The sequence below is a fragment of the Archangium violaceum genome (assembly GCF_016859125.1).
GTDB lineage: Bacteria > Myxococcota > Myxococcia > Myxococcales > Myxococcaceae > Archangium > Archangium violaceum_A.
The window spans coordinates 2,756,110-2,776,007 of sequence record NZ_CP069338.1 but is presented as its reverse complement, the minus strand read 5'-3'; the positions used below and the strand labels follow the sequence as shown (position 1 = coordinate 2,776,007).

16 protein-coding genes and 2 pseudogenes are annotated in these 19,898 nt (G+C 69.4%); 6 read left to right on the top strand and 12 right to left on the bottom strand.

What is annotated here, in order from left to right:
- Positions 1 to 17 precede the first annotated feature (17 nt).
- The 4 genes from JQX13_RS11910 to JQX13_RS11895 all read right to left on the bottom strand — a co-directional run bounded on the left by JQX13_RS11910 (position 18) and on the right by JQX13_RS11895 (position 4,025).
- Positions 18 to 812 carry a 4-hydroxy-3-methylbut-2-enyl diphosphate reductase gene (locus tag JQX13_RS11910; RefSeq protein WP_203409129.1) on the bottom strand — a complete coding sequence of 265 codons (795 nt, stop codon included), beginning with the start codon at positions 810 to 812 and terminating at the stop codon, positions 18 to 20.
- Between the two features lie 89 nt (positions 813 to 901).
- Positions 902 to 2,938, bottom strand: a complete 2,037-nt coding sequence (locus JQX13_RS11905; protein WP_203409128.1) for a M56 family metallopeptidase — start codon at positions 2,936 to 2,938, stop codon at positions 902 to 904.
- Positions 2,935 to 3,327 carry a BlaI/MecI/CopY family transcriptional regulator gene (locus tag JQX13_RS11900; protein WP_203409127.1) on the bottom strand — a complete coding sequence of 131 codons (393 nt, stop codon included), beginning with the start codon at positions 3,325 to 3,327 and terminating at the stop codon, positions 2,935 to 2,937. Before JQX13_RS11900 ends, JQX13_RS11905 begins: the two co-directional genes overlap by 4 nt.
- Positions 3,328 to 3,434: 107 nt before the next feature.
- On the bottom strand, positions 3,435 to 4,025 hold the full coding sequence (locus tag JQX13_RS11895) for a hypothetical protein (protein ID WP_203409126.1): 591 nt from the start codon (positions 4,023 to 4,025) through the stop codon (positions 3,435 to 3,437).
- Positions 4,026 to 4,164: 139 nt separating this feature from the next.
- Between JQX13_RS11895 and JQX13_RS11890 the strand changes: the two genes are divergently transcribed.
- Both JQX13_RS11890 and JQX13_RS11885 read left to right on the top strand, forming a co-directional pair.
- Positions 4,165 to 5,052, top strand: a complete 888-nt coding sequence (locus JQX13_RS11890; RefSeq protein ID WP_203409125.1) for an EamA family transporter — start codon at positions 4,165 to 4,167, stop codon at positions 5,050 to 5,052.
- 88 nt (positions 5,053 to 5,140) lie between these two features.
- Positions 5,141 to 5,361: pseudogene (locus JQX13_RS11885) on the top strand (AHH domain-containing protein); the annotation flags it as partial.
- 142 nt (positions 5,362 to 5,503) lie between these two features.
- Here JQX13_RS11885 and JQX13_RS11880 read toward each other — a convergent pair.
- Positions 5,504 to 7,162 carry an FG-GAP-like repeat-containing protein gene (locus JQX13_RS11880; protein WP_203409124.1) on the bottom strand — a complete coding sequence of 553 codons (1,659 nt, stop codon included), beginning with the start codon at positions 7,160 to 7,162 and terminating at the stop codon, positions 5,504 to 5,506.
- A 320-nt stretch (positions 7,163 to 7,482) separates the two neighbouring features.
- Between JQX13_RS11880 and JQX13_RS11875 the strand changes: the two genes are divergently transcribed.
- Entirely contained in the window at positions 7,483 to 7,686 is a 204-nt protein-coding gene (locus JQX13_RS11875) for a hypothetical protein (RefSeq protein WP_203412656.1), read from the top strand.
- A gap of 11 nt (positions 7,687 to 7,697) precedes the next feature.
- Positions 7,698 to 7,862: a hypothetical protein gene (locus JQX13_RS11870; protein WP_203412655.1), complete on the top strand. Its 165-nt coding sequence runs from the start codon at positions 7,698 to 7,700 to the stop codon at positions 7,860 to 7,862.
- Between the two features lie 199 nt (positions 7,863 to 8,061).
- Here the strand turns inward: JQX13_RS11870 and JQX13_RS11865 are convergent, their stop codons facing one another.
- Positions 8,062 to 9,465 (bottom strand): transposase, encoded by a 1,404-nt coding sequence (locus JQX13_RS11865; protein WP_203409123.1) that lies wholly within the window; start codon positions 9,463 to 9,465, stop codon positions 8,062 to 8,064.
- Positions 9,466 to 9,581: 116 nt separating this feature from the next.
- Here JQX13_RS11865 and JQX13_RS11860 point away from each other — a divergent pair.
- Positions 9,582 to 10,067: pseudogene (locus JQX13_RS11860) on the top strand (hypothetical protein); the annotation flags it as partial.
- Positions 10,068 to 10,196: 129 nt separating this feature from the next.
- Positions 10,197 to 10,565: a hypothetical protein gene (locus tag JQX13_RS11855; RefSeq protein WP_203409122.1), complete on the top strand. Its 369-nt coding sequence runs from the start codon at positions 10,197 to 10,199 to the stop codon at positions 10,563 to 10,565.
- A 17-nt stretch (positions 10,566 to 10,582) separates the two neighbouring features.
- On the opposite strand, the gene JQX13_RS11850 is transcribed toward JQX13_RS11855, so the two are convergent.
- From JQX13_RS11850 to JQX13_RS11825, 6 genes are all read right to left on the bottom strand, one after another.
- Positions 10,583 to 11,269, bottom strand: a complete 687-nt coding sequence (locus JQX13_RS11850) for a hypothetical protein (RefSeq protein ID WP_203409121.1) — start codon at positions 11,267 to 11,269, stop codon at positions 10,583 to 10,585.
- Positions 11,270 to 11,579: 310 nt separating this feature from the next.
- The gene (locus JQX13_RS11845; protein WP_203409120.1) at positions 11,580 to 12,350 is read right to left on the bottom strand and encodes a crotonase/enoyl-CoA hydratase family protein; all 771 of its coding nucleotides are present in this window, start codon (positions 12,348 to 12,350) and stop codon (positions 11,580 to 11,582) included.
- Between the two features lie 209 nt (positions 12,351 to 12,559).
- Positions 12,560 to 14,263: a lamin tail domain-containing protein gene (locus tag JQX13_RS11840; RefSeq protein WP_203411992.1), complete on the bottom strand. Its 1,704-nt coding sequence runs from the start codon at positions 14,261 to 14,263 to the stop codon at positions 12,560 to 12,562.
- Between the two features lie 111 nt (positions 14,264 to 14,374).
- Entirely contained in the window at positions 14,375 to 15,469 is a 1,095-nt protein-coding gene (locus JQX13_RS11835) for a hypothetical protein (protein ID WP_203409119.1), read from the bottom strand.
- Positions 15,470 to 15,482: 13 nt separating this feature from the next.
- Positions 15,483 to 16,886 carry a vWA domain-containing protein gene (locus tag JQX13_RS11830; RefSeq protein ID WP_203409118.1) on the bottom strand — a complete coding sequence of 468 codons (1,404 nt, stop codon included), beginning with the start codon at positions 16,884 to 16,886 and terminating at the stop codon, positions 15,483 to 15,485.
- 104 nt (positions 16,887 to 16,990) lie between these two features.
- On the bottom strand, positions 16,991 to 19,834 hold the full coding sequence (locus JQX13_RS11825; RefSeq protein ID WP_203409117.1) for a PAS domain S-box protein: 2,844 nt from the start codon (positions 19,832 to 19,834) through the stop codon (positions 16,991 to 16,993).
- Positions 19,835 to 19,898 lie beyond the last annotated feature (64 nt).

Here is a 19,898-nt window from a genome sequence, read left to right as displayed (position 1 = left end):
GGAGCGTCGGGCCGCTATTACTTCCCGCGCGTATTCTTATTCCTGGAGAGGGAACGGACGTAATTCGCGTCGATTGCGTGGATGCGCATCTCCACGAGTTGCTTGAGCGTGACGTCCGGGTAGCCGGCCTCCCGGATTTCCCGAACGTACTCGGGGGTGACGCGGTGGATGCGCATCGTCAGCAGGTCCTCCAGGGAGAGCTCGCCGAGCCCCAGGCCCTTTGCCTCACTGATGAACTGGGGTGTGATGCGGTGGATGCGCGTGGACAGCAGCTCGTCGAAGGTCAGCTTGAGGTAGCCCAACCCGGCGAGCTCGCGGATGTGCTCGGGCGTCACCTGGAAGATGGCCACCTGGAGCAACTGGTCGTGAGACATCTTCGTGTAGCCGAGCTCCGCCAACGCCTTCACCCGGGCCGGCCCCACGTCGAAGATCGCGAGCTGGAGCTGCTCGAGCGGAGAAATCTCCGTGTACCCGAGCTTCGCCATCTCCTGGCGGTACGAGGCACTGGGGGCGAACTGGTAGTGGCCCGCGCCCTCACCGCCGGAGAAGCGGCCCTCGAAGTTCAGCGTGCCCGCCTCGCGCACGAGCTGGAACTTCGTGTCCGCCCCGTCCGCGGTGTTCAACCCCTGGAAGGCGGAGCGGGGAACGGTGAGGCCCATCTGGCTTCGCTCCTCGAAGCGGAAGCTCAGATTCAGCTTGTCCTCGCGCGCCGTGGCCGTCCACGTGCCGGTGTTCGGCGAGGCGGCCAGCGCGGAGAGGGTCCACAGCAGCACGGCGGCGAAGAGGGGAATGGGATTCCTGGGGATTCGCATGGTTCGATCTCGGGCAAAAGGAGGCCCGGCGGCGCGCGCGGGGAGCGCGGCCGTGGGCCCGTGGGAGGTGAGGGGATGGGAACGGCGGGTTACTGCTTCTTGCGCAGCTCGCGGATGAAGTCCGCGTCCACGCCACTGGTGCGCAGGCGGACGAGCTCATCGACGGAGAGCTTGTCCAACCCCTCGTCGCGCAGCTTGCGGATGAAGCCCGCGTCCACGCCGAGCGCGCGCAGTTGCACCACGTCCTCCGCGGGGAGCTTGTCCAGCCCGGCCTCGCGCAGCGAGCGGAGGTACTCCGGGGTCACGCCGAGCGCCTTGAACTGCACCAGCTCGTCCGCCGGGAGCTTGTCGTAGCCCGCGGCCTTCAGCCCCTGGACGAATGGGCCATTCACCCCGAGGGCTCGCAGCTCGATGAGGTCGTCGAAGGACAGCGTGTCGTAGCCGGCGGCCTTCAGCTCGTTGATGAAGCGCTCGTCCACGCCGAGCGCCGCCGCCTGCGTGAGTCCGTCCGCGGAGAGCTTGCCGTACCCGGCCGCCCCGAGTGCCTTCACGCGCTCGGTCGTCACGCCAAGGTGCCGCATCTCCACCAGCTCGTCGGCGGTGGGCTTGCGGCCCAGCAGGCCCGTCATCTCCCTGGCGAACCCGGGCGTCACGTGGGCGTGGCCGAGCTGCACCAGGTTCTCCACCGTGGGCTCGTAGCCGAGCGACTCCAGCTCCTTCACGCGCTCCGGGGTGACACCGGCCACCTTGAGCGCGACGAGCTGATCCACCGAGAGCTGCTTGTCGCCCACGCGGGTGGTGTCCTCGTCCTTGTCGTCGCCTCGCTTGCCGGCGCCCACCGGCTTCGGCACGGGCACGGGAATCGGAGCGGGCGCCGGAGCCTGGGCGAGGATGTTCCGCGCCAGCGCCGGACCCTGGGCGGAGAGCGCGGACAGGACGCCCGGCACCACGGTGGCGACCACGCCCTGGGCGAAGGATTCCACCTCCCGCTCGGAAGCCGGGAGGGAGGCGGGGCCCTTGGCCGCGAGCGGAGCGCTCGGGGGGGCCAGGGGCGCGGGAGCCTCGGCCGTGGCCGCGGGACGCTCGGGGAGGACGAGGGCCGCCAGGGGCGCCGCCACCGCCGCGCCGCTCATCAGCGTGACGACCGAGGCGCCCGCCACCCACCGCGAGGAGCAGCGCGCCGCGGGGGCGACCACCAGCCGGCGGACGCGGTCCGTGAGCGAGCCACCCAGGGCGGACATCGCCGGGCTCGACGCCTCGAGGGGCATCACGCGCAGGGACTCCAGCGCGGTGAGGGCGCGGGCGTAGGAGACCGCGTTGCCGCTCGTACCCACGGCGATGTCGTCGCAGCAGTGCTCGCGCTCGACGCGGATGACGCGCGACATCCACCACACCGCCGGGTGGTAGAAGAGGAGCGTCTCCACCAGCGTCTGCACCAGGTTCACCACGAAGTCGTGGCGGCGGATGTGGGCCAGCTCGTGCGCCAGCACCATCTCGAGCTGACGCGCCGACAGCCCGGTGAGCGCCGTCACCGGCAGCAGCACCACCGGCCGCAGCCAGCCCACCGCCGCGGGCACGTCCAGCGCCGCCGAGCGCAGCAGCCGCACCGGACGCGTCAGGCCGAGGCGTTGGGACAGCTTCTCCAGCGCCTCCTGCCACTCGGTGGGCGCGGGCTCGGCCTCACGCACCAGGCGGCGCAGCTTCAGCCACCCCGAGAGCAGCCGCAGCGACGACACGGCCACGCCCAGTCCCCACGCGAGCACCAGCCAGTGCATGTGCTCGCCCACCCGCGACAACGCCCGCTCCAGCACGGGCGTGGGCTCGGCGGCGCGCGGCGTCAGCGTGGGGACGGGAGCGCTCACCGGCTCGCGGGTGTGGAGCATCACCGGAGCGGAGGCCTCGGGGAGCGGCTCCTCCTTCTGGAGGGAGGTGTAGTGCCGCCAGCCGGTGAGCGCGGGCAGCACGAGCATCAGCGTCAGCGCGCCACAGGCCAGCAGGTAGCGCACGGAGGCCGCGCGACGATCGAGCACGCGCAGGGCCACGGCCAGCGCCCCTGCCACGAGTGCTCCCTGCCAGAGGAGATGCAGCAACGCCCAGCCCAGGGACTGCGACACGGCTCCGCTCATGGCTTCTCCTCCTCGAGGGTGTCCAGCAGCTTGCGCAGCTCGGCGAGCTCCTCGGCCGAGGCCTTCTTCGTCGACAACGCCTGCATGGCGAGCTGGGCGGGCGAGCCGCCGAACGCCCGGTCCAGCAGCTCCGTCACGAGCTGCCGCTGCGTCTTCTGCTGCGTGGCTCGCGCGGTGTACACGTGCGCCCGTTGGGACTCATCGCGCTGCACGAGCCCCTTGTCGGTCATGATCTGCATCAGCTTGAGCACCGTGGTGTAGCCCGTGCCGTCCGGGCCCTTGTTCAAGGCCTCGTGCACCTCGCGCACCGTGCGCGGGCCTCGCTCCCACAACACCTGCAGGATGCCCAGCTCCGCGTCCGTCGGACGCGGCAGCTTCGGTTCACTCATCGCACTCCCTCCCGTCAGCTTCGATGGGAGAAATATACGAAGCGATTCGTAGATGTCAACGAAGGGCTTCGTAGATGGGGTGGGCCCCGGACGGGAAGGGCCGCCGTTCAGAGGGGGACGGCGGTGCAGTCGATTCCCCGCACGGAAATTCCGAAGTAGTGGCCGATGCCCCACTCGCGGAGTACCTCGTCGACGATGGCGACGGCGGCATCGGCGTCCTTCCAGTCCGTGATGCCGACCGAGTAGTTCCAGGTGTCGAAGTCCTGCCCGACGGGTTGGGCGCACACGCCCGCGCCCATTCCGTTGACGTCGATTCCGCGCGCCTGGAGCCGTCTTCCAACCTCCGCGCCCACGGCGTCGGCGGGGACCTGGGGGCACACGTCTGGCGCGGCCTGGGGTGGAGGCACGCAGATCTGCTCGCCAGTCGCGCTCTCCATGACGAGCCGGCGCGTCCCCTGTCCATGGACGCGGATATAGGCGCCGCGATCCATGCCGCTGCCTCCCTTGGTGCACGCGAGCGGCTCGTCGATCCTCGGGCCCTCCGTGGCGCCGATGGGGGTCTGGAGTTGGGCCCGGGTGCCACGAGGCCCGTCACACAGGGGGTTGGCCGGACTCCGATTGCCGCTGGACGCGCAGGAGGACATGCCGGCTACGGTGGTGACCGCGAGGACGAGGACGAAGGGGGTCTGTCGGAGCATGACCGGACGCTACACCGGGACGGCGCACGCACAGCCGGCTCTTGGGATGAGCTACGTCCAGTGAACCCATGCTCGTCAGTATGGCTGCAATCAACTGATGTGACTGCATTCGACGTCACCGGGCGGTTAGGGTGCGCGCATGAGTGAAGCCTCCTCGGTTCGTCCTCCCCTGACCCTGCCTCCCATTCCGGCGGTGCTCCTCGCCGTGGTGAGCGTGCAGGGTGGCGCCGCCTTCGCGAAGGAGCTGTTCCCGGTGCTCGGCTCGGCGGGCACGGCGGGCCTGCGCATCGGGCTGTCCGCGCTCATTCTGCTCACGGTGTTCCGTCCGCCGCTCGCTCGGCTCACGCGCGCGCAGTGGGTCGTGGTCATCCCGTATGGGGTGGTGCTCGGCACGATGAATTTGAGCTTCTACAAGGCGCTCGAGCGCATCCCGCTGGGACTGGCCGTCACGCTGGAGTTCGTGGGGCCCCTGGCGCTCGCGGTGTTCGGGTCGCGGCGCGCCTCGGACTTCCTGTGGGCGCTGCTCGCGGCGGTGGGCATCGCCCTCATCACCCCATGGCGTGGGGGGGTGGGCTCGCTCGACGTGCTGGGTGTGCTGCTGGCGCTCTTCGCGGGTGCGTGCTGGGCGGCGTACATCGTGCTCGGCGGGCGCGTGTCCAGGGTGTTTCCGGGAGGGCAGAGCGTCGCGACGGGAATGTTGTTCGGGGCCCTGACGGTGCTGCCCTTTTCATTCGCGGAGGGCCTCGCGGTACGCCTCACGCCTCCGTTGTTCGCGGCCGGCCTGGCCGTCGCGCTCCTCTCCAGTGCGGTGCCGTACACGTTGGAGATGATGGCGCTGCGAGTCCTGCCGAGCCGCACCTTTGGCATCCTGATGAGTCTGGAGCCCGCGGTCGCGGCGCTCGCTGGCCTGGTGTTCTTGCGCGAGCAGCTCACGGTGACGCAGTGGCTCGCGCTGGTGTTCGTGAGCGCCGCGTCCGCGGGGGCCGCGCTCACCGCGCGCCGCGTGCCTCCTCCGGTGGAGGCCTGACTCGGCCAACCCGGGGGGCTTGACGGGTGTACCAGGGTCTCTCGTGATTCCGGAGCGACGGCTTTCAGGTCGCATCGCTTCCGGAGGCATGGTGTGGGTGGTACCCGAGCCGACCACCAAGGCCTTGGTGGCCCCCTGATGGCCGACATGGCACACCACGCCACCACCTTCGAGGAACTGCGCGCGGCGGGCGAGGACTTCGGCAAGGTGCTGGGCGAGGACGCGGCACGGGCCCTGATTCTCGCGGTGGCTACGCTCAGCGGGCACACACTGGGACAGGTGGCTTCGCGGGTGAAGTCGCTTCCGGGCTTGTGGGGTGCCACCCGGGCCGGCGTGTGCCCCAGGGGGCCGCATGGCCTCTGCACTGGCCCGGCGTGCAGCCCGGGTGACACCCATCAACGGCCCTTCTCGCCGAGTGTCCAGGGGCCGGACGCCGGGCCAGCGTGGTGGCTCAGTTACGCTTGAAGCCGATGGCGTCGGCGCGGCCGTCACCCGTCACGTCCGCCACCGCACACACATCCTGCGCGAGGCAGATGCCGGTGCTCCACAGCCAGCTATAGCCGTCGAAGCTCAAGCCGCTGGAGGTGGCTGCGTACACCGTGCCCTGGCTGCCGCGCACGAAGGTGACGATGTCATCGCGGCCGTCACCATTCACGTCGCTCACAGCCGGAATCTCGCCGTTGTAGGCAAAGTCGCTGTGCCACAGCCCGGCGCCGCCAAAGCTGGAGCCGGTGGACAGGGCCACGTACACGTCACTGGCGGAGCCATGGGTGAAGGTGACGATGTCGTCGCGGCCGTCACCGTTGAAGTCGCCCACCTTCGGCGTCTCGCCAGTGTAGGCGAAGTCGTCGTGCCACAGCCCGGCGCCGCCGAAGCTGGAGCCGGTGGAGAGCGCGACATAGACGTCATTGGCGGGGCTGTGCGTGAAGGTGATGATGTCATCCTTGCCGTCGCCGTTGACGTCTCCCACCTCGGGCGTCTCGCCAGAGTAGGCGAAGTCGTCGTGCCACAGCCCGGCGCCGCCGAAGCTGGAGCCGGTGGAGAGCGCGACATAGACGTCATTGGCGGGGCTGTGCGTGAAGGTGATGATGTCATCCATGCCGTCGCCGTTGACATCTCCCACGCGCGGGGTCTCGCCGTCGTAGGCGAAGTCGTCGTGCCACAGCCAGCCGCTGCCGTTGAAGCCGGTGCCGGTGGAGAGCGCGACATAGACCTCATGGGCAGTGCCTCGCGTGAAGGTCACCAGGTCCTGCCGGCCGTCACCATTGAAGTCACCGGTGAGGCAGACCTCGTTGCCGATGCAGAAGCCGTCGTGGCGGGCCTGGCCGCTGGAAAAGCCAGAGCCGGTGGAACTGCCCACGAAGACGTCGCCGCCACCGCCGTACAGGCGCGCCAGGCCGGCCACGTCACCCTGGCTCAGATTGCCCCCGTTGTTCCACGTCGGGTTGCAGTAGGCCATGAGCGAGCCCTGGTCGAAGTTGCCCACGTACATGTCGCCGTTGGTGGAGCCCTGCGGCGAGTCCGTGCAGCTCGACGGCTTGTCTCCCCGGTTCTGCTCGTGGGCCAGACTCAGGGCATGGCCGAACTCGTGCATGCCGATGGCCTCGATGCAGTAGCGCCGCCTCGAATCTCCCACCTCCGCCGCGTTGCAGCTGTTGTAGCTCCAGTTGTTGAAGGTGAAGTTGAGCACCATGCCATTGGCCATGCCGTCCAACCCTTTGCCCAGTGCCTTCACTCGCGGGTGGTTGTCGGACGTGGTGTCGGAAATCTGGATACGGATGCCCGAAGAGAACAAGCCGCACTGGCCCCAGCCGGTGAAGTTCACGTGGAAGAACGGCTGCCCCTCGAAGCGCGACTCGACGACGCTGCGCACCCAGCCTTTCTCGACGTCGAAGCCGGTGCTGTCCCAGCATACGGGGATGCTGGCCACGCCATTGCTCATGGGCCACGCGCTGCTGTTGTGGATGTACGAGGGATCCTTGCGCGAGGCGAACCGCTCACCGGTGGTGGGCTGCGATTCTTCGGTGGCGGGACCTCCACAGCCCAGGGCCCACGAGCTCGCGAGCACCGAGACGGCCAGCTTGAACAGTCCATAGGTACGACGATGCATAGCTGTCTTTCCTTTGGCGCAGGCGGATGCGCCGCCTGGCAATCACGGGGGATGAGACCGGCCGTGACGGCACTCGGCTGGGCGTACCGCATGACGAGGCATTGCTTTCTGCCCGTCTGGTTGTTGCCCGGATTCCGGCTGCCATCGTCCCCCCATCAACGAGAGGTGTTGTCCACTCGTCGACGGTGCGCGAGATAGCAGTTCTGAATTGCTCAGTCCAGGTATTTCAGAAGCACCAATAAAATACGGACAGTGATGCCTGGAGGCTGCTCATGGCACCATCATGTGACTTGGTATGGATATGGAAGGCCTGTTGAGGTGTGGCGGGCTGGAGCGCAGGGACCAAGGAGGACTCCAAGGGAAGCCGCCCACGAGTTGCCTACGACTTCAGCCTGAGCAAGGGCGTCGACGTGGTTGACCCTGCAACGGGCACCCGGTACGAGATTCTCTCCGGAACGGCGTCGAATCTGGCGCGGCATGGCCGGCGCATGGCGGGCGAGTTCTTCCGGATGCTCACCTTCTGAAAGGGGCGGCGATGGATTCGCTCGGGAACATCGTCTTCAACGACCGGGAAATCACAAACGAGCGGCTGGAGCTGACGGACAACAAGGCGAACTACATCCTCGGCCCCAACCTGACGCTGAAGAACTGTACCCTCGTGCTGAAGGTGTCCGCTCGGCGCCTGAAGAGCAGTCGATAAATCCCTCGCGGGAGCAGAGCGCGATCAGGAAGTGGAGGGGAGGGCGGAGGTAATCGCCCATCCCGAGGCGCGGAGTTGGAGGGGGGGTTGTACAGGTGGAAGCAGGCGAGAGCGGGATTCAACCACACAGCCCGGGGGCTCATCGCCTGGTTGGAGCCTGAGAGGCCCGGTCACACCACACGCGGCAGGGGGCTGGCCGTCAGAAGCCAGCAGGCAAGGCGGTGACCTGGTCCACCGGCACCGGACTGATGCCGCCACCGAGAGAGGCCGCGTTGCCTGGAGCCAGCTCGAGGAGGTGAGCCGGCTCGGCAAGCGCGCTCTGGCGCGCCGGCAGCGCATCCACCAGAGGCTGGCCGTGTGCGGCCAGGTTGTGCGCCAGGGCCACCAGCAAGGCGACACACTTCACCTTGTCCAGCCCCCGCACCGTCACCTGCGTCAGGCCATAGCGCCCCTTCACCTGCGCGTTGACGTTCTCCACCAGGCCGGCGCGGGCCTTGTACTGCTCCTTGGCCTCGTCGGTGCGCATGCGCTCACGCCACGCCTCTACCTCGGGGGAATGGTCCCCCTGCTGCCCGGCCTGGGCCATGCGCTCGGGCACCGAAATGAGCGCTTCAACCCCCTTGGCCGAGCACTGCTTCACGTCTGCGCACGTGGCATGGCCGCCATCGGCCAGCACGCGCTCGGGCACCTGGCCCGTGCGTTGCTCAATCTGCTCCACCCTGGGGCTCACGCTGCCCATGTCGCTGCCCTGGTTGGTGACTTCCACTCCCACAATCGTTCGCGGCCCTCCCAGCGCCTCCCCAGCCACCGCGAATTGCAGGTTGTAGGCGGGTCGGAAACCCCCATCGGCCATCTTCATCACCCGTGCATCCGCATCCGTGGCGGAGGCGCGCACCTTCTCCTTGTCCGCCCCCTTCTTCCTGGCCTGCTGTTGCTTTATCGCCTCCAGCGCCGCGTCCACCCGCGCCTGGTAGTCACGCGCCTTGGCCTCTCGTGTCGCCTGCTGCCCACGCGTCAGCTCCGGGTCGTCCTTCTGCGCCAGCACCGCTTGCAAGTGCAGCTCGGCCTGCTCCTGGCACTCCCGCGGCGACTGCTCTCGCCGGAACGAAGGCGCCGAGGCACTGGCCCTCACCCGCGTGCCGTCCTGCGCCACCTGCTCCAAACTCACCAGCCCCTGCTGCAACAGCACCGAGAGCACGTCGGTAAACACCTGCTGCAACACCTCCAGGTGCTCCACCCGGAACTGGCTCAGCTTGTCGTGGCTCACCTTCACTCCACCGGCCAGCCACTGGTACGCCCTGTCCTCCTCGCACCGGCGCGCCAGCTCCGTCGCCGTCCCCACTCCCTGCTCAATCCCGTACACCCACAGCGCCAACAGCAACCGGGGACTTGTCACCGGGCGTCCCGCATGTCCCTCCACCGCCTTGGCCCCGGCCAGAAAACCTCTCAGGTCCAACGCCTCCACCGCCGCCGCCACTACCCGCACCGGGTGCTCCGGCTCCACCAACTGCTCCGGCATCTGCTTGAACAGCCAGCCTTGCGACCTGTCCGGCTCTTTCGTCCGGACTCTTCCCTCTGCTGCCCGCGCTTTCTTCTGGCTCACTCCCCTGCCTACTTCACATGGTACCTCTTGCACCCGAACCCCAGGGGTGGGGCTTTGCCTTCCCCACCCACCTTTGGATCACCCAGCTTTCACTTCCTGGGATTTATCGAGCGCTCTTGAGCCTCAAGCAGCCCCGGTTCATCGACTGCACCTTCGAGGTGAAGCAGGAGCTGAAGAACTACCAGAGCTGGGTGGCCGCGTCCCTCAAGGGCTGCCGCTTCAAGGGACGGCTGACGGGGTGCGACTTCGGGCGCTGGCCCGAATACATGAGCCTGCCCTGGTATCAGCACGGCTCCATCGAGGACTGCGACTTCTCCGAGGCGCGTCTGGATGCCTGCCGCATCATGGGCTCTGACCCCGCCACCATCCGCTTTCCCAAGTGGCCCTGCTTCACCATCCTCGACCCCATCGGGCGAGCCCCCGAGCTGCGCAGCGTCAAGTGGCCGGGCCTCGTTGGTGACGTCATCGTGGATGATCTCCACACCCATCCGCCTCAGACCAGGGCACTGACCTACTACGCCCCCGTTCTCGCTGAACGGCTCGAGGCCTCTCTCGAAGAGATCCGCGCCGCCATCGAGAAATTCGACTGCATCCTCGCGTGAGAAGAGGCGGGCGGCGCGCGCGCCGATTGTCTGCCTGGCTGCAGGGAGACTGCACTGGGAGGGGGACTTCCTGCCCACGAGTGCACGCCCCACCTTCGAGGGAGGTGGATTGTGCTTCAGGAGGCTCGGATGGCGGACAAGCAGAAGGAAGGAACGGGGAAGGCGAAGCGGACGGTGGTGAGGCGGCGCCGCACGACGGGAGGAGCCGCTGGGCGCATCGCGGTGCGCCGAGATGCCGCCCCCTATCGCAGCGCTGCCGCGGACGAGCACTCCGTGCAGGTGCGTGAGCACATCGAAGCGGCCCTCGTCGAGGCTCGGCGCATGCGTGAGGACATCGAGCAGCGAATCGACCGGCGCCTGCAGGAGGAGGACACGGCCACGCCCGGACAGGTCATCACCCGGCTGTCGGCGACGACGGGCCCGCGCACGGTGCGGCCCCTGAGCTCCGAGCTGCGCGCCAGGAGCGAGGACAGGAGCCGGCCCAAGACGTCGAAGTAGGCGCCTTCCCTCATGGCTTACGGGGCTCCCCGCCTCGTGCGGACCTGCTCGAGCGCGGCCTCGAGCTGCTTCGTGTAGTCCACGCCGGTGTCCTCATCGACGAACCGCTGGCCCGGTGCCAGGAAATAGCCCGAGCGGGCATAAGCCATCTGGAGGAACCGGGCCTGCTGCTCGGGATCCAGCTCGCGCCAGCTCTGGCCCTCGTCCAGCGCCGTGCGCCAGTCGGTGCCGTCCCCGAACCACCGGGCCCATAGGGTCTCGCACACCGGGTCCGTGCCGCCCGCCTGGTATTGCCACACGTGCCCCATGCCGCGAACCAGCAGGTGCATGGGGAGCAGGAGCGCACCCGCGGCCGACCGGGGAAGGTCTCGAGGTACATAGAGCGTGTTGCCGAGCACGAAGGCCCGGCCCGGCAGCCCGAGCAGTCCCAGCCTCCCGACCTTGAGGCGCACCCGCTCGTAGTCGAGGCCGTCACCGAATACCTTGCGCAGCTCCGTGAGCTGCTTCGCGCTGAGCGCGCATCCCCTGGGCTCCAGGCCGAGCGGTGTCTGGAGTCCGCTCAGCACCCGTCCTCCCAGGCCCAGCAGCACGTCCAGGGGCACCTGCACGAGCTTCATCACCGCGCGCCGCAGGTTCCGCCCACCTCGGGCGAATCTCCCCACGAGGAGCCCCGCGAGCCCGAACACGAGGCACTTCACGGCCATCCCAAGGTTCCTCAGTACGCCGAGGAACGCGCTCGCGAGGGCGGCGAACGGGCCGGAGCCCCCTCTCGGGGCGGGCCCGACGTGGGCCACGATCGGTGCGTCAGGGGTGGAGACCGTCAGGGGACTCGGAAGGGAGGGAGACGGAGACAAGGACCGGGTTCCCATGACACCTCCTGGGAAGCAACCAACCTGGGCGCTGCACGGTGGGTCCGCGTCCTCGAAGTGACACCTGTTCCCCTGGCGCGGGTGTGTCCTCTCCAACGGACACCCGGTCCCTCATTGATGAGAACCTGACGGCGATGAGCACCCGTCAACGTCCGGTGAAGCGGGCCTCGCGGCGCTCGACGAAGGAGAGGACACCCTCGCGCGCATCCTCCGTGGTGGAGAGCTCCATCAGCTTGGGCAGCAGTGCCCGCGCAGCGGCCTCGGGGCCCTCGGTCAGCGTCTGCCGGGCCGAGGCGAGTGTCGCCTGCACGCCCAGGGGCGCCTGTTTCGCCACGGTCTCCGCGAGGGCCAGGGCGCGCTCGTGCTGCTGTCCAGGGGGAACGACATCCTGGACGAGCCCGATGCGGTAGGCCTCGCGCGCGTCGAACTCGTCGCCGGTGAGCAGCCAGCGCATGGCGTTGCCCCAGCCGGCCACCTGGGGGAAGCGCAGGGTGGCGCCGCCGAAGGGGAAGATGCCGCGCTTGATTTCAATCTGCCCGAAGCGTGCGTCCTCCGCGGCGACGGTGATGTCCGCCGCGAGGATGAGCTCGATGGACAGCGTGAGACACAGGCCCTGCACCGCGACGACGAGCGGTTTGCTTCGCACCGCGCCATGGATGGCCCACGGGTCGATGGCGCCTTCCGGGTAGAGCGCGGGGGCCACGTTGGCCAGGTCCAGGCCGGCGGAGAAGTGGTCCCCCTGGGCGAGGACAACCATGCAGCGCACGTCGGGGTTGCGGTCCGCGCTCGTCATCGCCGCGGAGAAGGCCCGCAGCATCGCGAGATCGAAGGCGTTGCGCTTCTCGGGGCGGTTGATGCCGATGAGGGCGAGGGGGCCACGCACGTCGAGAGTGATGCGGGGATCGGTCGTTTCCATGGGTCTCCCTGGTCAGGCGAAGGGAGGCCCATCTTCGCCGGAAGCTCCCGGGCGCAGGAGCCGGAACTCGGGCGAACGGAGTCAGCTCCTTCACACTCCGTTCGCCAGCAACGATCTCCTCCCCGCCGCCCTCCGGCCGCACTTTTCTCCAACTCGTCCGACAGTTGGACAAGTTGGAGACCGGCTCCATTGCCTTCTTGCTCTGCGGCTCAGAACGCGGAGCCGCTGACGCGCTTGCCCGGCGAGCTCGACAGGCTCGAGAGCGTGGTGTGCAGCACGAAGGAGCCGCCGCTGGAGGCATCCGGGCTGCGGTTCATCGACACGCCGTCCGTGCCGGAGAGTGACGAGGTATAGGTGGTGGAGCTCACCGTCGTCCCCGCCGCGTTCTTCAGCGTCACGGTGTCGCCACTGTTGCCCAGGGCGAGCGACCCCGTGGAGCTGCCCACCGCGTTCGTCACACCCGAGGGAATGCCCGAGGCGCTGCCGAACACGGCGATCGCCGCGCCCGCGCCCAGGGTGGTGCCGCTCGCGAAGGTGTGGCGCACGCCCGTGCTGTCGGACACCGTCCAGCCGGAGAGGTCCGCGGCCGTGCCTCCCGAGTTGACGAGCTCGACGAACTCGCCGCTCACGGTCGAGCCCGCCTCGTTGGCGAGAATCTCGTTGATGAACACGTTCGCGGCGGTGCCTCCGCCGGAGGAGGTGGTGATGGTGAAGGCCGCGTTGCTCGTGTCGGTGGTGGCGGAGTTGGAGGCGTCGCTCACGCGGACCCGGGCGGTGGTGGTGGCGCTGCTCGGCACCGTCCAGGTGTAGCTGCCCGTGGAGGCCGAGGTGCTGGAGGTGAGGGTGGTCCAGGTGGAGCCGTTGAGCGTGTACTCCACCTTCACGTTCGTCACGCCCGAGGCCGTCCAGGTGATGGCGTGGGTGCTGCCGCCCGCCCAGCTCTCGCCGCCGTTGGGCGAGGTCACCGTGATGCCCGTGGTGGTGGTGTCCGACGGGATGAGGAAGTCCTTCACGATGGCCATGTGCTGCATGTTGGTGGCGCCGCTGTCGGAGCTCAGCGCCGGGGAGAGCTCCGAGATGGGCGAGTACACGCGCGTGTCCGCCACCAGGCCCGCGCTGAACGAGCTCGAGCCGATGACCACCGACGTCTGGTAGGCGCGCAGGTCACTGTCGATGAGGACGTGGTCGTACGGCTTGGTGCGGCCCGCGTTGGTGTTGGTGTTGCCGTTGCGATCCGCCGGGTAGGGACTGGCCGTGGACACCACCTGGGCGAAGGTGCTGAAGCAGGACTCGCCGCGGCTGTCGGTGTTGAAGTCACCGCCGATGGCCAGGTAGTCCCCCGTGGGGATGTTGGCCTTGATGAAGTTGACCAGGTTGGTCGCCTCCGTGTTGCGCACGGTGCTGCTCGTGGTGAGCAGGTGCACGCTCACGACCCAGAGGTCCTTCGGGCCCGGCACGTCGATGCGCGCCCACGCGAAGTCCCGGTTGCTCACCTGCGTGTCATCCCACTCGCCCGCGGCGATGATGGGGTAGCGGCTGATGACGCCGTTCGGAATCTGCGCGCCGGCCTCGCGGTAGTAATGGAAGCCCGTGCCGAACGCGGTATCCACGAAGCTCCGGATGGCGCTCGCCGAGTTGTCCCCGTAGTTGAACTCCTGGATCATCACCACGTCCGGATCCAGGCCCTGGAAGATGCGGGTGCCGTGGCCCGGATCGTAGCTCTGGTAGTTGCCGCTGGAGGTGTTGGCGGCCACCAGTCGCAACCGGACGTTGAGCCCGGCTTCCTGCGTGCCCTGGAGGTCCTCACCGGACTCGTCCTGGGGCGTGCCACCACAGGCCGCCAGCAGGAGGGAAAGGACGGCCGCCAACAGGCGGCCGTCGCGGAGGGAGTGACTGGCGGAGTTTCTTGTCATGCGCACGGTGTGACTTCCTGCCCCGGAGTGGGAGCGACGAGAGGGACTCTCGTTTTATCGGAAAATTACACCGTGCTGTTGCGTGCGGAAATATTCAGAAATGCTGCGGGCTCAGCCCACCACCCTGGTGGACTCGGGCCGAGGGGCCGGAGCCGGTGAATCCGGGTCCTCCTGACCGAGCGCCGCCAGCTTGCGCGCGAGCTGCGCGGCCTGCGCGCCCTTGGAGGCCACGTCTCCGCCCTGCACGCCCACCAGCGACACCCGGGCCCGCTCCAGCAGCGCCACCTGCGCGTGCAGCTGCGCCAGCAGCCGCTCGCGCTTGCGTCCCAGCATGTCCAGGTGGTTCAGCTCCTCGCCCAGGGACGAGGCCGCCAGCTCGAGCTGTCGTCGCGCCACCGCGTCCGTCGTCGCGGCCGCCTTCGCGCGGAGCTCCTGGACCTGGGTGTCCAGCTCTCCCTGCGGCACCGCCCGGAGCTGTGCCTCCAGCTCCGCGTGTGTCTGGGCCAGGGTGAAGACCTCGCGCGCCATCTTCTCCAGCACGCCCACCAGCTCCGTCTTCCCGGGGCCCGCGGACAGCCGCGCCGCCTCCTTCTGGCACTGCTGGTACAGCGTCACCGCGCGGGACACCAGGCCCCGGGCCTCGCCCGACAGCTGCTTCTCCAGCGCCGAGCCGTGCGCCTCCACCGCGTTGCCGTGCACCGACACGTGCGTCGCCAGCGTGCCCACGCTCCAGAAGAGCGCCACCGCCGCGAGGCCCAGCACCGTACCCACCGCTCCCAGGCGTCCGTCGAAGACGCGCGCGTCCATCACCGCCTTCACGTACAGCCCCAGGGGCACCATCGCCCCCGCGCCCACCGCTCCGGCCAGCACCTGCGGCGCTCTCGGCCGCCACGCCGTCCCCAGCGCTCCCACCAGGCCCGCCGCCATCGCTCCCATGCAGGCCTCGGCCCAGGGCGTTGGCACGTTCAACACATCGGGGATGTTGAGCAGCACCGGCAGGCCCACCAGCATCCCCAGGCGCACCTTCCAGTCCACCCGCGCGCCCGCCAGGGCCGCTCCCGCCACCGCGAAGAAGCCCGGGTCCACGTGCAGGTGCACCCGCGCGGCCACCGCCGCCAGCAGGCCCGCGAGCGCTCCGCCACCCAGCGCACGCAGGGTGCGCACCTCGAAGTCCTCGCGTTCCCGCAGCTGTACCGACAGGGGCATGGCCGGCCTTTCCTCAGTAGGCGTTGTTCTGTCCGAAGGTCTTCAGCGACTTGCGATGAAGCTGTAACGCCTCACGCCTCACGGAGGTTTCATCCCGTGCGTTGCGATAGGCTGCCTGGGTCTGCTCCACGTCCGCAAGCTCACCCGAGAGCGCCTCCGCCGAGGTGCCGAACAGCCGACGTGCGTTGTCCAACATGCCCAGGGCCCGCTCCCGGTTGCCCCGCTTCATCTCCTCGGCCGCCGCCTGCATCTCCCTGGCTCCGAGCGCCCGCGCCGCGTACACCCGCACCTCCTGGTCCAGGTTCGCCCGCACCAACGCCTCGTCCTCCGTCACCTTCGCCGACAGGTCCAGCTTCACCTCCACCTGCCGCTCGGCCTCCACGTCGAAGTAGCGCAGCCGCGCCCCCAGCACCCCGCGCGCCGCCTCGGTGGCCTCCAGCGACAGGGTCAGCTTCACCACCACCTGGGCGCTCTGCCCACTGGCCAGGTCGTACAGGGGCACCACCAGCGTGCGGCCCTCGCGCCGCGTCGACACGCCCATCGCCTCCGCGTTCGTCACCCCCTCCGGCAGCTCCAGCCGCAGCTCCACCCCGCGCGCCAGCGTCCCCGCCGCCTGCTCCAGCTCGCGCTGGAAGATGTCCGCCAGCCGCTCCGGGTCCTGGATGTAGCCGTAGAAGCCGCCGCCCTGCTCGGCCAGGCCCCGCATCAGCCGCTCCTTGATGTCCTCGCCCACTCCCAGCGCGCTCACCGCCATTCCCTCCCGCTGGTACGTGGCCGCCAGCCGCCGGAGGTCCTCTTCCCGGGTGAGCCCCACGGTGGGCTCGCCATCACTCAGCAGGAGGATGCGGCTCACCCGGAAGTCCGTCACGTACGGCCGCAGCTCCTTCGCCGCCGCCTCCAGGCCCCCGCTGATGTGGGTGGAGCCCTCGTCCTGGATGGCGTCCACGAAGGCCAGCATCTCCTGGCGCGTCGTCTCCGACACCTCCTGGCTGGGGAAGACGCTCACGTCCGTGCCGTAGTGCACGAGCGCCAGCCGATCTCCCGCGCTCAGGCTGCGCACCAGCGTCAACGCCGCGAGCTTCGCGTTCACCAGCTTCTGGCCCCGCATGGAGCCCGAGCGGTCGATGACCAGCGCCAGGCTCACCGGCATCCGCTTCTCCATGCGGCGCTCGTCCGCGCGCACCGTCAGCGCGGCGAAGGCCTCGCTCGGCCCGGCCATGAGGTAGGCCCCGGACAGCTTGCCCTCCAGCGTCAGCGCGCCGTCCTTCGCGGTGACGGGGGGCAGCACCACGCCCGTGGGGGCCTCGTCGGGCCGGGCCACGGTGTGGCTCGTGTCCTTCTGGCGGGGCGGGCCCACCCCCACCGCCGCGAGAGCGAGCAGTGCGGCGGTGGCCAGCAACAGGTGTGTCCGGTTCATCGGGAGGCCTCGGGGAGCGGGGGAAGGCGGGAACCCAGCCTCTCCCAGGTGCCCCGTCCTCCCCATCCGTCACCCGGAGGAGGTCGGACAACCGACCGATGCCGTCAGTTCCCGGCCGCCACCAGGGTGTGGCTCATCACCAGCTCACGCACCACGCGTCGCACCGCCGTCTCGTCGAAGGGCTTCTCCAGCGTGGGGTTGGGCACCCGCGACAGGAAGTCCCGCGCCCCCTGGGTGAAGGCGCCACCGGAGACGAAGACGAAGCGCCGCTCCAGCCCCGAGCCGCCCTGCTGCACGGCCTCGTACAGGTCCTTGCCTCCCAGGTCCGGCATCATCACGTCGCACAGGACGGCGTGGAAGCGGGTGTCCGCCGTCAGCCGCTCCAGCGCCTGCCGTCCGCTGGTGGCCAGCTCCACGTCGTGCTCGCGCAGAATGCGCCGCAGGGCGCGTCCGACGGCGGGCTCGTCGTCCACGATGAGCACCCGCCCGCGCAGCGTGGTCGGCGCCGGAGTGGCCGCCGCGGGCTTCACCGGCCGGGCGCCCTTCTCGGACGCGGGCAGCAGCACCCGCATCGTGGTGCCGCGGCCGGGCGTGCTCTCCACGGAGATGTCTCCGCCCAGGCTGGTGATGATGCCGTGGCAGATGGACAGGCCCAGGCCCGTGCCCACGCCCACCGGCTTCGTCGTGAAGAAGGGATCGAAGATGCGCCCCAGGACCTCCTCGGGGATGCCCGCGCCCGTGTCCTGCACCTCCGCCACCACCCGCCCGTCCGGGCCCAGGCGCGTCACCACGCGAATCTCATTCTTGTCCGCCGCGCCCTCGGGGATGGCCTGCGCCGCGTTCACCACCAGGTTGAGGAACACCTGGCACAGCCGGCCCTCGTTGCCGATGACGGAGGGCACCGGCCCGTACTCGCGCTTGAGCTTCGCCCGGTGCTTGATTTCGTTGGCCGCCAGCATCACCGCCGAGTCCAGCACCGCGTGCAGATCCACCGCCTCCAGCCGCTCCTCGTCCTGGCGGGAGAAGGACTTGAGCTGGCGGACGATCTGCCGCACGCGCTCGGCGCCCTCGCGGGCCTCCATCAACACCGAGCGCCACTCGTCCACCTCCGGGCGCGACGCGATTCCCCCCGGAATCACCGAGGGCATGCGGCGCAGCTCGTCCAGGAGGAAGCCCAGGTTGGAGATGACGAAGGCCAGCGGGTTGTTGATTTCGTGGGCGATGCCCGCCGCCAGCGTGCCCATGGAGGCCATGCGGTCCGCCAGCGACAGGCGCGACTGCAACTGCCGCTGCTCGGTGACGTCGCGCGCGATGGACACCACGGCCGGCTCTCCGTCGAAGAGCAGCGGCAGCGAGGCGAACTCCGCCACCCGCACCTTCCCGTCGCGCCGCAACAGGCGCCGCTCGCCCGTCACCAGCGACACCGTGCCCTCGGGCGGCAGCGGCTCGTCCACCAGGAACTCCTGCAGCCGGCGCCCCATCACATCGCGCGGGCTCTCGAAGCCCAGCGCGTACACCAGCGCGGTGTTGGCGTAGATGATGGTGCCGTCGCGCTGGATGATGGCCGGCTCCGGCACGCCCTCCATGAGGATGCGGAAGCTGGCCTCGGACAGCTTGAGGGCCTCCTCGAACTGGCGGCGCTCGGTGATGTCCCGGGCGATGCCCTCCACCGCCACGCACAGCCCCGAGCCGTCCAGCACCGGCGTCACCACGTGCTGCAGCCACACCGTGCGTCCGTCCCGCCGCTGGAAGCGCACCACCACGGGCGTGTCCTGCTTCTCCGGCTCCACCAGCAGCTGCTCGAGCACCTCCCGGTCCTCGGGGTGCACCTGGCGGTGCCACAGCTCGGGGTCCCGGTAGTGCTCCTCGGGGGTGAGGCCCAGGTTCTTCGTCACCACGCCGCTCACGAAGGCGAAGCTGCGCGTGCCCGCCAGCTGGTAGCGGTACAGCACGTCCGAGGCGTTCTCCGCGATGCGCCGGAAGCGCAGCTCCCGCTCACGCAGCGAGCGCTGGGACTGCCGCTGCTCCATGGCCAGCGCGATGGCCCCGGCCGCCGCCTTCAGCAGGTCCACCTCCAGCTTGTCCCACTCGCGCTCCTCGTCGCAGTTGTCGAAGCCGATGAAGCCCGCCAGCGTGCCGTGCACCCACAGGGGCAGCGTCAGCAGCGAGAGGATGTGCTGCGGCTCGAGGATGGCCCGCTCCTCCGGCTGGAAGTCCCTCACCCGCCCGGAGAGGCTCTGCCCGCGCGACAGCAGCTCGTACAGGCGCGGCATCAGCCGCTCCATGGGCATGTTCTGCAGCGCCGGGTTGTCGAGCTCCGGCTTCACCCCGGGGGCGCACCACTCGGCCCGCTGGCTGAAGAGCAGATCTCCATCCGGTGCGCGGTGCGCCTCGAAGATATAGGCGCGGCTGGCCCCCGAGGCCTCTCCCAGCGGCTCCACCAGCTTCTCGAGGAAGCTCTCCGAGGGCGGGGCCGCCAGCAGCCGCTGTTGGATCTCCACCACCGCGGTGAGGTAGCGCTCACGCCGGGCCAACGCGTCCGTCGCCCGCCGCCGCTCGGTGATGTCATGGAGGGTGCCGCACGCTCCCAGGTACGTCCCGTCTTCCGCCAGCAGTGGCCGCACGCAGACCTCTACCCACCGGAACCCTTCCTCCCGGGTGCGGTAGCGCAGCTCGTGTTCGCAGCTCTCCCGCTGCCCCACCGCCAGTGCGCGGTGCGCCTCCTGGCTCAGCTGCTGATCGGCCGGGTGGACGAAGTCCATGTGGTGCTGGCCCAGGCACTCCTCGACCGTGAAGCCCGTCAGCTCCGTCCATGCCGGGTTCAGGTACGTCCACTGCCCGTCCGCGTCGAGCTGGAACACCACGTCCCGCAGGTTCTCGACGACCAGTCGGTGGCGCTGCTCGTGCGCGGGGGCGTGAGGGTGGGTCGGCTTGGGCTTCGGGTGCATGGGTGGGCGGCTTCGGTTCCTCGGGCTGGGGGAGACCCGGGGAACTGCCTTGCTGGAGAATTAC